This is a genomic window from Streptomyces tremellae, assembly GCF_039540215.1.
Taxonomy (GTDB): domain Bacteria; phylum Actinomycetota; class Actinomycetes; order Streptomycetales; family Streptomycetaceae; genus Streptomyces; species Streptomyces tremellae.
In genome coordinates this window covers 1-12,864 of the sequence record NZ_BAABEP010000071.1, presented here as the reverse complement: position 1 = coordinate 12,864, position 12,864 = coordinate 1, and the positions used below count along the sequence as shown (strand labels likewise).

Below are 12,864 nucleotides of genomic sequence, written 5' to 3'. Positions count from 1 at the left end.
CGTCGGCCGCGCCGCGGGCGAGGACCACGCGGTAGCGGGTGTCCGCCGGCGCGGGGGCGGCGGCGGTACGGGGTGCGGCCTCCGCGGTACGGGGAGCCGGGACGACGGCGGACATGGCTGTCTCCGGGACCGGTGGGGAGCACGGCGGCCGGGGCCCGCACGCGCGGAGCCGGCACCTCGTTTCTTCCGCGACCGGCTGGACTCGGCGTGGCCGTCCGGGTGAGGCGGCATGTGGGGCGGCTGAACGGACGGGGCCGGCAGGGACGCGACGCGCCCGCCGGCCTGGCGTCGGCGGGCGGGCGCGCGGGCGTTCGGCCGTCAGGCCGTCAGGTCTCGGAGCCCTGTCCCGTGCCGGTGGACTCGCCGCCCACCGGCTTGCCCTCGGGGACGACCAGCTCGGTCATCGCGAGCCCCGCCTCGCCGGAGACGGCGGCGAGTTCCTCGCCGAGCGGTTCCGGCGAGACCATCCCGTGGCTGCCGCCTGGCTTGCCGGTGAGCAGGGACGAGATCGCGGCGACGGCGCAGGCGGCGACGGCGAACCAGAAGGCGACGACGAGGCCCGAGTGGAACGGCCCGGAGATCAGGTGCGGGAAGAACTCCTTGCTGGTGATCGAGGCGCCGTGGTCCGGGAGCTTGGAGAGCTGGGGGCCGAGCAGCTGCTGGAACGGGTTGTAGCCGAGGAACGCCGCGAACAGCACGGCGATCGGCGGCAGGTGGGAGACCCCGCCGGCGATGTTCTCCGGCACGCCCTGGTGGACGAGTCCCGCGTGCATGGCGGAGGGCAGGGTGTGCGAGAGGCCCGCGATCATCAGGCTGAAGAAGATGCCGATGGAGAGCACGGACGCGGAGTTCTGGAAGGTGGCGCCCATGCCGGCGCCCACGCCGCGGGCGTCGGCGGGCAGCGCGTTCATGATCTCGGCGCGGTTGGGCGAGGCGAACAGGCCGGAACCGAGGCCGTTGACGAACAGCAGGACCGCGAAGACCCAATAGTTGAAGTCGGTCGGCAGGACCATCAGGGCGACGAAGCCGCCGCCGGTGACGAGGGCACCGCCGACGGTGAACATGCGGGCGCCGACCCGGTCGGAGAGCCAGCCGGACAGGGGCGCGGAGAGCAGGAAGCCGACGGTCAGCGGGATCATGTAGATGCCGGCCCACAGCGGGGTCTTCTCGAAGCTGTAGCCGTGCAGTGGCAGCCAGATGCCCTGGAGCCACATGATCAGCATGAACTGGAGGCCGCCGCGGCCGAGCGCCATCATCAGGCTGCCGATGTTGCCCGCGGTGAAGGCGCGCAACCGGAACAGCGAGAGCCGGAACAGCGGCTGTTCGACGGTCCGCTCGATCCACACAAAGATGCCCAAGACAACTACACCGCCGATGAGAGCGGCGAGCACCAGCGGGTTGGCCCAGCCCATCGTGGAGGAGCCGTAGGGCTGGATGCCGTACGTGATGCCGACCAGCACCGCGATCAGGCCGACGCCGAAGGTGATGTTGCCCCACCAGTCCATCTTCGCGTGCACCCGGACACCGGTGTCGTGCAGCTTGATGTACGCCCAGACGGTGCCGAAGATGCCGAAGGGCACGGAGACGAGGAAGATCAGCTTCCAGTCCACCGGCGCCAGCACGCCGCCGAGGATCAGGCCGATGAAGGAGCCGGCGATGGCGGCGATGGAGTTGATGCCGAGCGCGGTGCCGCGCTGGTGGGTGGGGAAGGCGTCGGTGAGGATAGCCGTCGAGTTGGCGAACAGCAGCGCGCCGCCGATCCCCTGGACGATGCGCCAGCCGATGAGCCAGAGCGCGCCCGCGCTGCCGTTGAAGTACGTCAGCGAGAGGGCGATCGAACACAGGGTGAAGACGGCGAAGCCCATGTTGTACATGCGGACCCGGCCGAACATGTCGCCCAGCCTGCCGAAGGTCACCACGAGGACCGCCGTGACGACCATGAAGCCCATCAGCATCCACAGCAGATAGCTGGTGTTCCCCGGGTCGAGCGGGTTCAGGTCGATGCCGCGGAAGATGTCGGGCAGCGCGATCAGCACGATCGACTGGTTGATCATCACCATCAGCACACCGAGCGTGGTGTTGGAGAGCGCGATCCACTTGTAGTGCTCTCCGGGGCCGGTCCGCGAGGGTTCCGCTGCGGTTGTTCGGCTCATGCCCACAATGCCTTTACTCCTTCGCGTACACGTGCCGGCGCGCAGCGCGTGCGGACGCAGAACGTTGGTCGATGCAAGTAATCTATCTCCTCCATATGACTTCCATATGTCCGGTAGATAGCTCCGGCAGGGCCACAGGGACCACAGGGGTCACCCACTCCCCGCCGATCAGGGGCACAGCACCCTGAACGGCAGGTCGGGACCACAGGCACGTATGACGCACATCACAGTTACCTGATGGAACGAGGGGGGAGAGCACGGGAGCGCGGCAGGGCGCGCACCCCTGGGCCCCTGTTCCGGCCACCCGCGCGGCGTGCCCGGATGCGCCCGGTCGGCGGGGTTTCGCAGGGCTCGGCGGGGTTTCGCAGGGGCCGAGGAAGCCCCCGGGACCGTGCCGCGTTGACGCAGCCATGAGCAGCGCAGCGCAGGACCCCGGCAGGGTCCCCTTCTCCGTACTCGACCGCTCGCGGACGCGGGAGGGGCGGGAGCCGGGCGAGGCGCTGCGGGACACCGTGGAGTTCGCGCGGCGCGCGGAGGCGCTCGGCTACCACAGGTTCTGGGTGTCGGAGCACCACAGCGTGCCCGGTGTCGCGGGCTCCGCGCCCACGGTGCTCGCGGCCGCGGTGGCCGCGGCGACCCGCGCCATCAGGGTCGGCACGGGCGGGGTGATGCTGCCCAACCACCGGCCCCTCGTGGTCGCGGAGCAGTTCGGGGTGCTCGCGTCCCTCTTCCCCGGCCGGATCGACATGGGGCTCGGCCGCTCCGTGGGCTTCACCGACGGCATCAGGGCCGCGCTCGGCCAGGGCAAGGAGGCCGCAGACCGCTTCCCCGAGCAGCTCGACGAACTGCTCGGCTGGTTCACCGGCGGGCAGCGGGCCCATCCGCAGGTACACGCGAGGCCCGCGGAGGGCCTGCGCATCCCGGCGTTCGTGCTGGCCACCGGGGAGGGCGCTCGGACCGCCGCCCGCGCCGGGCTGCCGCTGGTGATCGCCGCGGTGCGCGGACAGGACGCCATGCTGCGCGCGATCGACGGCTACCGCGCGGAGTTCCGCCCCTCCGCCTGGGGCGAGCGGCCGTATGTGATGGTCTCCGGCACGGTGGCGCTTGCCGCCACCACCGAGGAGGCCCGCAGGATCCTGCTGCCCGAGGCATGGTCGGCCGCGTACTCGCGCACCCGCGGCAGCTTCCCGCCCCTGGCGCCGGCCGCGGCGGTCGAGTCCGCCGCGATGACGGAGCGCCAGCGCGCCCTCTTCGACGAGGCGATGACCGGTCACCTCTTCGGCACCGAGGAGGAGGTGGCACCCGCGCTCGACGGGCTGCTGAAGCGGAGCGGCGCCGACGAGTTCCTCGTCACCACGAGCACCTACGACCGGACGGCGCTGCTCGACTCCTACCGCCGACTCGCCCGGCTGCGCGGGCTCGCCGCCTGACACCGCGCGCAGGGCCCCGGACACCTGGGGTGTCCGGGGCCCTGCCGGATGCGGCCCGCGTGCGGGCGTGCCGGTCAGTACTGGCTGCCGCCGCTGCCGGTCGCGGTGCCGCTGGGGCTGGCGCTGCCGCTGGGGCTGCCGCTGGGGCTCGCGCTCTCGCTCTCGCTCGGGCTGGCGCTGCTCTTGGCGGGCATCGCCGTGACGCGCTCGCCCTGCGGGTCGACGACGTACCACTTGGCACCGAAGGCGGTGACGCCCTGGCCGTTGACCTGGCCGGGCTTGGTGTCACCCGCGAAGTAGTACAGCGGGTGCTTGTTGTACGTGGCCTGGAGGGTGCCGTCGCCGCGCTTGGTGGTGCCGAACAGCTCCGCCTTGAGCGCGCCGGCCGAGGAACTGGGCGACGCGGAGGCCGTCTCGGAGGGGGACGCGGAGCCGGTGGCGCTCGCCGTGGGCGACGCGCTCCCGGTCGCGCTTCCCGACGGGGACGCGGAATCGCCCGGCGTCGCGGCCTTGGGGGTCGCGGTGACGATGGCCGGCGGCCAGCCCTTGGCGCACTCGCCGGTGCAGGTCGACTTGTCGGTGGTGTCCTTGGCGAACAGGTACAGCGTGTGGCCCTTGCTGTCGACGAGGATCTCGCCGAGCCCCGGCACATCGCTCGTCATGATCTTCGATGCCGCGTCCTTCATGCCTGCGGACGCCGACGGCGACGAGGTCGCCTGCTCGGCCGCCGCCTTCACGTGCGCGGCCGTGTCCTCCTTGTGGTGCGAGGACGAGCCGCTGCTCGAACAGGCGGTCGCCGTCGTCGCGAAGAGGGCTGCCGCCGCCACGGCGGCCGCTCTCACAGCGGTGTTCTTCATCCGGACTCCTTCGGAAGCCGCCGGGTAGGCGGGCACGGCTCACCCGAGTGGGGCCGCATGGAGTCCAGTGGATGTCATGATCGCGTGCGGAGCGAAGCGGACAGGGCCGTCCGGTGCACCGAACCGCCCGATGGGAGGTATCCGTACCCCGCGGCCTCCGGGCCCGGGGCGGCACGCCCGGCCGGTGCCCGGCTGCTCCGAACGGGTGGCCGGGCCCGCGGCCCCTCAGCGTGCCGCCTTCACCCCGGCCCGCAGCCACTCCCGGTTCATCGACGTGATGGACATCAGCGGGATGCCCTTGGGGCAGGCCGTCGCGCACTCGCCGGTGAGGGTGCAGCCGCCGAAGCCCTCGTCGTCCATCTGGGCCACCATGTCGAGGACGCGCGTCTCGCGCTCCGGCGCGCCCTGCGGCAGGGTGTTCAGGTGGTTGATCTTGGCCGAGGTGAACAGCATCGCCGAGCCGTTCGGGCAGGCCGCCACGCAGGCACCGCAGCCGATGCACTCGGCGTGCTCGAACGCCGTGTCCGCCGCCGGCTTCGGCACGGGAGTGGAGTGGGCCTCGGGCGCCGCGCCGGTCGGGGCGGTGATGTAGCCGCCCGATCCGATGATCCGGTCGAACGCGGAACGGTCCACGACGAGGTCCTTGACGACCGGGAACGCGCCCGCCCGCCAGGGCTCGACGTCGATGGTGTCGCCGTCCTTGAAATGCCGCATGTGCAGCTGGCAGGTGGTGGTGCGCTCGGGCCCGTGCGCGTCGCCGTTGATCACGACGCCGCAGGCGCCGCAGATGCCCTCGCGGCAGTCGTGGTCGAAGGCGACCGGCTGGTCCCCCTCCAGGATGAGCTTCTCGTTGAGCGAGTCGAGCATTTCGAGGAAGGACATGTCCTCGGTGATGTCGTCGATCTCGTAGGTGACCATGGCGCCTTCTGCGTCGGCGTGCTGCTGCCGCCAGACGCGCAGGGTGAGCCTCATGCGTAGCTCCGCTGGGTGGGGTGTACGTACTCGAAGACGAGGTCTTCCCTGTGCAGGACGGGCGCCTCGCCGGTACCCGTGTACTCCCAGGCCGCGGCGTAGGAGAACGCGTCGTCCTTGCGTGCCGCCTCGCCGCCCTCCGTCTGGGACTCCTCGCGGAAGTGGCCGCCGCAGGACTCCGTGCGGTGCAGGGCGTCGAGGCAGAGGAGTTCGGCGAGCTCCAGGTAGTCGACGACGCGATTCGCCTTCTCCAGGGCCTGGTTGAGCTCCTCGCCGGTGCCCGGGACCTTGATCCGGCGCCAGAACTCCTCCCGGATCTGCGGGATCCGGTCGAGCGCCTTGCGCAGCCCCTCGTCGGTGCGGGCCATGCCGCACTGGTCCCAGAGGAGTTCGCCGATCTCCTTGTGGAAGGAGTCCGGGGTGCGGTCGCCGTCGACGGCGAGCAGCAGCCGCAGCCGGTCCTCGGTCTCCGCGACGGCCTCGGCGACCTCGGGGTGGGCGTCGTCGACCGCGGGGAGCGAGGGGTTGCGCGCGAGGTAGTCGTTGAGCGAGGGCGGCAGGACGAAGTAGCCGTCGGCGAGGCCCTGCATCAGCGCGGAGGCGCCGAGCCGGTTGGCACCGTGGTCCGAGAAGTTGGCCTCGCCGATCGCGAACAGGCCGGGGATCGTGGTCTGGAGGTCGTAGTCGACCCACAGGCCGCCCATCGTGTAGTGGATGGCCGGGTAGATCCGCATCGGGACCTCGTACGGGTTCTCCGCGGTGATCCGCTCGTACATCTCGAAGAGGTTGCCGTACTTCTCCTCGACGGCCCCGCGGCCGAGGCGCTTGATGGCGTCGGCGAAGTCGAGGTAGACGCCCTGGCCGCCGGGGCCGACGCCGCGGCCCTCGTCGCACACCTTCTTCGCGGCCCGGGAGGCGATGTCGCGGGGCACGAGGTTGCCGAAGGACGGGTAGATGCGCTCCAGGTAGTAGTCGCGCTCGTCCTCGGGGACCCGGTGCGGCGGGCGGTCGTCGCCGCGCTGCTTGGGCACCCAGATCCGGCCGTCGTTGCGCAGCGACTCGCTCATCAGGGTCAGCTTGGACTGGTGGTCGCCGGAGCGCGGGATGCAGGTGGGGTGGATCTGGGTGAAGCAGGGGTTGGCGAAGTAGGCGCCGCGGCGGTGCGCGCGCCAGATCGCGGTGGCGTTGCTGTTCTTGGCGTTGGTCGACAGGTAGAAGACGTTGCCGTATCCGCCGGAGGCGAGGACGACGGCGTCCGCGAAGTACGTGGAGACGGCGCCGGTGATCAGGTCGCGGGCGACGATGCCGCGGGCCCGGCCGTCGACCACGACCAGGTCGAGCATCTCGGTCCTGGGGTGCATCTCGACGTTGCCCGCGGCGATCTGGCGGGAGAGCGCCTGGTAGGCGCCGAGGAGGAGCTGCTGCCCTGTCTGGCCGCGGGCGTAGAAGGTGCGGGACACCTGCACGCCGCCGAACGAGCGGGTGTCGAGCAGGCCGCCGTACTCGCGGGCGAACGGCACGCCCTGGGCGACGCACTGGTCGATGATCTCGACGGAGACCTCGGCGAGGCGGTGGACGTTGGACTCGCGGGAGCGGAAGTCGCCGCCCTTGACGGTGTCGTAGAACAGCCGCTGGACCGAGTCGCCGTCGTTGCGGTAGTTCTTCGCGGCGTTGATGCCGCCCTGCGCGGCGATGGAGTGGGCGCGGCGCGGCGAGTCCTGGTAGCAGAACTGGACGACGCGGTAGCCCTGTTCCGCGAGGGTGGCGCCTGCCGCGCCGCCGGCGAGCCCGGTGCCGACGACGATGACGGTGTGTTTGCGGCGGTTGGCGGGGTTGACGAGTTTGGCCTCGAAGCGGCGGCGGTTCCAGCGCTCCTCGACGGGCCCGTCCGGGGCCCTGGTGTCCGCGACCGGCTCGCCGGTGGTGTATCGGATGTATTCGTTCATGTCAGCTCACCAGTCCGGTCATGACGGCGACGGGTACGGCGATGAATCCCGCGGTCAGCAGGACCGCGAGCACGCCTGCGACGGCCTTGAGGACGCGGTCGCGGGTGGCGCTGCCCGCGCCGAGGGTCTGGGCCGCGCTCCAGAAGCCGTGCTGGACGTGGAGTCCGAGCGCGAGCATCGCGACGATGTAGATGACGTCGTTCCACCACTCGTGGAAGGCGGCGACGACGTTGGCGTACGGGTGGCCCGGCACGAAGCCCGGCTGCACGGTGCCGGTGGTCAGGTCGAGGATGTGCCAGACGATGAACAGGCCGAGGATCACGCCGCCCCAGCGCATGGTGCGGGTGGCGTAGCTCGTGCGGGCCTTCTTGTGCACGTACTTGGTGGGGCGCGCGGCGAGGTCGCGGCGGCTGAGCTGGTACGCGGAGACGGCGTGCGCCACGACGGCGGCGACGAGCACGACCCGGACGATCCACAGGACCCACGAGTAGTGGAAGAAGGGCTCGCCGACGACGCGGAGCCAGTGGGCGTACTCGTCGAAGGTGCCGGGCCCGAAGAAGATCTTGAGGTTCCCGTACATGTGGACCACGAGGTAGGCGAGCATCAGGAGGCCGCTGACGGCCATCACCATCTTCTTGCCGACCGTGGAGTCCCACACCGTCTTGGGCAGGGAGGGCCGCTTGTCCGTCCGCGTCGCCAGAGCCATGTACCTGACGCTAGGGCCGAACGGCCTCAGAGGTCCAAGACATGGATTGGCTCATGTCCATAGCCTGTCCCTATCATGGCATCGTGCAGTTCCATCAGCTCCACTACTTCGTCGCGGTGGCCGAGACGCGCCACTTCACCCGCGCCGCCGAGCGGGTCCATGTCTCGCAGCCGTCCCTCTCCCAGCAGATCAGGGCGCTGGAGAACGAGCTGGGCGCGGAGCTGTTCAGCCGGGCCCGGGGGAACGTGGCGCTCACGGAGGCCGGTGAGTCGCTCCTGCCACTGGCCCGCAGGATCCTCGCGGACGCGGAGACCGCGCGGCACGAGGTGCAGGAGCTCGCGCAGCTGCGGAAGGGCCGGGTGCGGCTCGGCGCGACGCCGAGCGTGTGCACGGGCCTGCTGCCCGACGTGCTGCGTGCCTTCCACGACCTGCATCCGGGGATCGAGCTGCGGATCGAGGAGAGCGGGTCGCGCGACCTGGTGCGGGAGCTGGCGCGCGGAGCGGTCGACCTCGCCCTCGTGGTGCTGCCGCTGCCGACGCCCTCCCCCGCGCTGACCACGGTCGAGCTGCTCCAGGAGGACCTGGTCGTGGTGTCGTCGGCGGCCGGGCCCGCGCCGCGGCGGCCGGTGCGCGTCGCGGACCTCCAGGGCGAGCCGCTCGTGATGTTCCGGCACGGCTACGACCTGCGGGAACTGACGGTCGCCGCCTGCCACGCGGAGGGCTTCGAGCCGTCGTTCACCGTGGAGGGCGGGGAGATGGACGCCGTGCTGGGCTTCGTGCGGGCGGGGCTCGGTGTCGCCGTGGTGCCGAGCATGGTGGCGCAGCGGGCGGGCCGTGACCTGCGGGTGACCGAGCTCGCGCCGCCCGGGCTGCGCAGGACGATCGCGCTGGCGCACCGCAGCGACGTGGCGCCGCCCCGCGCGGCGCGCGAGCTGATGCGGCTGCTGCTGGAGACCCGGATGCCGCCGGGCACGGCGGCCCCCTGACCGCGGCGCCCCGCGCGGCGGCGGGCGTCACCGCGGCGCGGGCGCCGGCTCAGACTGCGCCGGCTCAGACGGCGTCGGCTCAGACGGCGTCGGCGAGCGACAGCTCGCGCAGCCGTTCGGGCGGCCCGGGGCGCGCGTAGTACCAGCCCTGCGCGGTGTCACAGCCGAGCCGCCGCAGGTGGTCGGCCTGCGCCCCGGTCTCCACGCCCTCCACCGTGACCGTGAGGTCCAGGCTGTGGGCGAGGGAGACGATGCCCTCCACGATCTTCAGGTCGACGGGGTCCGCGGGGTGCTGCTGCATGCCCTGGGTGAAGGACCGGTCCAGCTTGAGCACGCCGACCGGGAGCCTGCGCAGGTTGGCGAGGTTGGAGTAGCCGGTGCCGAAGTCGTCGAGCGCGATGTGCACGCCCATCTCGGCAAGTTGGCGCAGCGGCTTGAGCAGGTCCTCGTCGGCTCCTATCAGCGCGGACTCCGTCACCTCGAGGCAGAGCGCGCCGGCCGGCAGCCCGATCCGCTCCAGGATCTCGACCGTGTCGGCGACCAGACCGGGGTGGTGCAGCTGTGCGGGCGAGAGGTTCACGTTGACCCGCAGCGGGGTGTCGCGCTCCTCCGGCGGCAGCGCCTCAAGCCACACCTTGGCCTGGCGTGCCGACTGTTCGAGCACCCAGCGGCCGAGTGGGACGATCAGGCCGGTGCGCTCGGCGAGTGGGATGAAGCGGTCGGGTCCGATCACCCCGTGCTGCGGGTGCGCCCAGCGGACCAGGGCCTCGGCACCGCGCACGCTGGCGTCGCCGAGACGGACGAGCGGCTGGTACTCGATGAAGAACTCGCCCCGCTCCAGCGCGGCGGGCAGCGCGGTGGTCAGGCCGTGCCGGGTGATGGCCCGCTCGTCGGACTCCGGGTCCGCGATCTCGTAGCGGTTGCCGCCCGCCGCCTTGGCCCGGTACATGGTGATGTCGGCGCTGCGCAGCACCTCGGCCGCGGTGTGCTCCGCGGTCGGGCCCTCCACGACGCCGATGCTGCCGCGCACGGTGAACTCCCGCCCGTCCAGACGGATCGGGGTGGTGAGCACGCCCAGCATCCGGGAGGCCAGGTCGGCGGCCTCGGTGCGGGTGTCGGGCCCCGTGGTCAGCGCGACGAACTCGTCGCCGCCGAGGCGCGCGACCATCTCGCCCGGCGCGGTGGCACAGCTCTGGAGCCGGTCGGCGACCTCGACGAGCAGCCGGTCGCCCGCGGAGTGGCCGAGGCTGTCGTTGATGGCCTTGAAGCCGTCGAGGTCCAGGTAGCACAGGCCGAACCGGGCCCCGTCGCCCGCCGCGAGCGTCTTGTCGAGGCGCTCGAAGAAGAGGGTCCTGTTGGGCAGCCCCGTGAGGGCGTCGTGCGTCGCCTCGTACCGCAGCCGCAGGTTGAGCAGGCGCCGCTCGGTGGTGTCCTCCATCAGCGCGAGCTGGTACTGGGGGGCACCCTCGGCGTCGCGCAGCAGCGAGACGGTGAGGTTGGTCCACAGCACGGTGCCGTCGCCCCGGTAGAAGGGCTTCTCGATGCTGAAGTGCTCACGCTCGCCGCGTACCAGCTCGCCGTGCATCCGCCACACCTGCGGCTTGTCCTCGGGGTGCACCCACTCGGTGACGTTGCGGCTGCGCACGTGGTGTTCGAGGCCGCCGAACATCGCGGTGAGCGTGTCGTTGACCTCGAGCACGGTGCCGTCGAGGTCCGCGATGGCGATGCCGATGGCCGCGCCCTCGAAGACGGCGAGGAAGCGCGCCTGGGTGGCGCGCAGCGCCTCCTCCGCGTCGGAGCGCGCGCTGAGCGCGGAGCGGGCGATGGCCTCCTGCTCGGCGAGGGTGCGCTCACGCAGCGCCTGCGCGAACCCGCCGGCCAGGGCGTGCTGGAGGCGGGCGCAGCGTGCGTGGTTCTCGTCGCCGGCGAACTCCTCGGCCCCGCAGTACAGGACGAGGTAGGACTCGATGACGCCGAGGGTGCGGGCGAGCGCCTCGGGGTCGGTGCAGTGCGCGGCCACCAGCTCGACGCCGACCTGTTGGGCGGGCGTCGTGTCGAACCGGGGGGCGCGCAGCGCCTCGTTGAGCCTGCGGGCGAGCGGCAGCAGGTGCTTCTCGAACTCGGGGCGGGTCAGGGAGGTCGCGGAGGACGGGAAGACCGCGCGGCTCCAGATGGTCGCGAACCGCCGGAGCCTGTCCTCCAGGGCGTCCTGTGCGTCGTGGGTGCCCGACGTCGGCTGGGGAAGCGTCACGCCTTGCGCCCCACCCCGACGAAGGCCGACGAGGCATAGGGATCGGCCTGCGCGGGCGGGATCTCGGGCCGCCAGCGGGACATCGGCACGAGCCCCGGGTCGACCGTTTCGAAGCCTTCGAGGAAGCGGGCGACCTCCTCGCGGGAACGCAGCACGATGGGGCTGCGGATGTCCCGGTACACGTCGACCGCCGCCTGGGTGCGCTCGCGCGGCACGGGCACGCCCTCGTAGCTGGCGTGGGAGAGGATCAGCAGGCTGCCGGGGGCGAGGGCGTCGCGCAGCGCGGCGACGGCGCGCAGCGGCTCGTCCGCGTCCTCGATGAAGTGCAGGACGGCGACGAGCAGGAGGGCCACCGGCCGTGTCAGGTCGAGGAGTCCGGTCACCACGGGGTCGGCGAGCAGTTCGGCGGGGGCCTTGAGGTCCCCGGTGGTGGCGGCCGCGCCCGGCACGCCGTCGAGCACGGCGCGGCTGTGGCTGACGGCGACCGGGTCGCGGTCGACGTAGACCACGCGGGTGCCGGGAGCGCTCCCCTGCGCCACGTCGTGCACATTGCCGTAGGTGGGAATTCCGGACCCGACGTCCAGGAACTGCCCGACGCCCTGGGCCAGTGCGTATTTCACGGCCCTGCGCATGAATGCCCGGTTGGCTTTCATGATCGCCGGGAGGCCCGGCATGAACTCCATTGCCCTGCGGGCGGCTTCCCTGTCGACCTCGAAATTGTGCGAACCGCCCAAGTAGTAGTCGTAAATGCGGGAGACGCTCGGCACCGATATGTCGATGTCGTGCGGGGCCCACGCGGGACGTTCCATCGAGGTCTCCAACGAGTCGCCACGAGTCACGGCCGACCGCCCGGCCGGGTGTTCGAGCCGAGGCTACTGACACCGCGCCAGGAGAGCGACCCCGGACGGGCCTCCAGGCATCCTTCTCCGTCACACACCGCAGGCATGTGCCCCTCCCCCTGCCCCGTCCGTAGCTGACGGTGGCCTGTTCCTGACCGTACGCGTCGGTAGCCGCGCCGCCCTCGCATCCCACCCCCCGTGGGACCGGCACTTCACCACGCGCTCCGTTAACTCAGGGAGCATACAAGCGCGTTGGCCTGTTCGCCGGATCGGGTGAGCGATCGGGAAACCATGGTTATGCCAAATCCCCCTATCCGGGGGAATCCTGACGCCTTTCGGCGTGGCGGCACAATTCGGAGTCCAGGCTTCGGCCGTGCACGCATCCCACGCGGGACGGCTGCTGGCCGCCTGCGCCCTCGTCTGCCTGTCCGCCGCCGCGCTGTCCGCGCCGGCCGCCGCGGACAGCTGCGCCTACGCCTCCACCGGGCCGGACGGCGTGTGGGCGGTCGCGGAGGCGGGCGGCCACGGCTGCCGCCCCTGCCCGCCGCCCTCCTCACCGCCTCCCCCGCCGCCGACCACGCCCCCGCCGCCGCCTCCGACCCGGCCGCCGACTCCCCCGGCGCCGCCTCCGCCTCCTCCGCCGACCACCCCGCCACCACCTCCCGCGCACACCCCGCAGCCGCCGCGCACCTGGTGGCGCCGCCTGAGGCGCCGCTCGCCTTCA

At 71.9% G+C, this 12,864-nt stretch carries 9 protein-coding genes and 1 pseudogene; 3 read left to right on the top strand and 7 right to left on the bottom strand.

Annotated features, from left to right (window positions below; genetic code table 11):
* Window positions 1-326 precede the first annotated feature (326 nt).
* Window positions 327-2,153 (bottom strand): MFS transporter, encoded by a 1,827-nt coding sequence (locus tag ABEA77_RS29745; RefSeq protein WP_345654363.1) that lies wholly within the window; start codon window positions 2,151-2,153, stop codon window positions 327-329.
* Between the two features lie 410 nt (window positions 2,154-2,563).
* On the opposite strand from ABEA77_RS29745, the gene ABEA77_RS29740 reads away from it, so the two are divergent.
* Complete coding sequence (locus ABEA77_RS29740; RefSeq protein ID WP_345654360.1) at window positions 2,564-3,583, top strand: LLM class flavin-dependent oxidoreductase; 1,020 nt, start codon at window positions 2,564-2,566, stop codon at window positions 3,581-3,583.
* 74 nt (window positions 3,584-3,657) lie between these two features.
* Here ABEA77_RS29740 and ABEA77_RS29735 read toward each other — a convergent pair whose 3' ends face one another.
* The 4 genes from ABEA77_RS29735 to ABEA77_RS29720 form a co-directional block, all read right to left on the bottom strand.
* Window positions 3,658-4,440 (bottom strand): COG4315 family predicted lipoprotein, encoded by a 783-nt coding sequence (locus ABEA77_RS29735; protein WP_345654357.1) that lies wholly within the window; start codon window positions 4,438-4,440, stop codon window positions 3,658-3,660.
* A gap of 225 nt (window positions 4,441-4,665) precedes the next feature.
* A complete protein-coding gene (locus ABEA77_RS29730) occupies window positions 4,666-5,412 on the bottom strand; it encodes a succinate dehydrogenase/fumarate reductase iron-sulfur subunit (protein ID WP_345654354.1) in 747 nt (248 codons plus the stop codon).
* Window positions 5,409-7,358, bottom strand: coding sequence for a fumarate reductase/succinate dehydrogenase flavoprotein subunit (locus ABEA77_RS29725; RefSeq protein WP_345654351.1), 1,950 nt, complete (start codon window positions 7,356-7,358; stop codon window positions 5,409-5,411). The genes ABEA77_RS29730 and ABEA77_RS29725 overlap by 4 nt, the downstream gene beginning before the upstream one ends.
* A 1-nt stretch (window position 7,359) precedes the next feature.
* Complete coding sequence (locus ABEA77_RS29720; protein ID WP_345654348.1) at window positions 7,360-8,064, bottom strand: succinate dehydrogenase cytochrome b subunit; 705 nt, start codon at window positions 8,062-8,064, stop codon at window positions 7,360-7,362.
* A gap of 83 nt (window positions 8,065-8,147) precedes the next feature.
* Between ABEA77_RS29720 and ABEA77_RS29715 the strand changes: the two genes are divergently transcribed.
* Window positions 8,148-9,050 (top strand): LysR family transcriptional regulator, encoded by a 903-nt coding sequence (locus tag ABEA77_RS29715; RefSeq protein WP_345654345.1) that lies wholly within the window; start codon window positions 8,148-8,150, stop codon window positions 9,048-9,050.
* Window positions 9,051-9,129: 79 nt separating this feature from the next.
* Here ABEA77_RS29715 and ABEA77_RS29710 read toward each other — a convergent pair whose 3' ends face one another.
* Both ABEA77_RS29710 and ABEA77_RS29705 read right to left on the bottom strand, forming a co-directional pair.
* On the bottom strand, window positions 9,130-11,301 hold the full coding sequence (locus ABEA77_RS29710) for a putative bifunctional diguanylate cyclase/phosphodiesterase (protein WP_345654343.1): 2,172 nt from the start codon (window positions 11,299-11,301) through the stop codon (window positions 9,130-9,132).
* Window positions 11,298-12,110, bottom strand: a complete 813-nt coding sequence (locus ABEA77_RS29705; RefSeq protein WP_345654340.1) for an SAM-dependent methyltransferase — start codon at window positions 12,108-12,110, stop codon at window positions 11,298-11,300. Before ABEA77_RS29705 ends, ABEA77_RS29710 begins: the two co-directional genes overlap by 4 nt.
* Before the next feature lie 528 nt (window positions 12,111-12,638).
* On the opposite strand from ABEA77_RS29705, the pseudogene ABEA77_RS29700 reads away from it, so the two are divergent.
* A pseudogene (locus ABEA77_RS29700) lies at window positions 12,639-12,864 on the top strand (hypothetical protein); the annotation flags it as partial.

Excerpts from the sequence above, each read along its gene's own strand:
- ABEA77_RS29740 (WP_345654360.1), top strand. The coding sequence starts at position 2,564 with ATGAGCAGCGCAGCGCAGGACCCCGGCAGGGTCCCCTTCTCCGTACTC.
- ABEA77_RS29720 (WP_345654348.1), bottom strand. The coding sequence starts at position 8,064 with ATGGCTCTGGCGACGCGGACGGACAAGCGGCCCTCCCTGCCCAAGACG.
- ABEA77_RS29735 (WP_345654357.1), bottom strand. The coding sequence starts at position 4,440 with ATGAAGAACACCGCTGTGAGAGCGGCCGCCGTGGCGGCGGCAGCCCTC.
- ABEA77_RS29705 (WP_345654340.1), bottom strand. The coding sequence starts at position 12,110 with ATGGAACGTCCCGCGTGGGCCCCGCACGACATCGACATATCGGTGCCG.
- ABEA77_RS29730 (WP_345654354.1), bottom strand. The coding sequence starts at position 5,412 with ATGAGGCTCACCCTGCGCGTCTGGCGGCAGCAGCACGCCGACGCAGAA.
- ABEA77_RS29725 (WP_345654351.1), bottom strand. The coding sequence starts at position 7,358 with ATGAACGAATACATCCGATACACCACCGGCGAGCCGGTCGCGGACACC.
- ABEA77_RS29745 (WP_345654363.1), bottom strand. The coding sequence starts at position 2,153 with ATGAGCCGAACAACCGCAGCGGAACCCTCGCGGACCGGCCCCGGAGAG.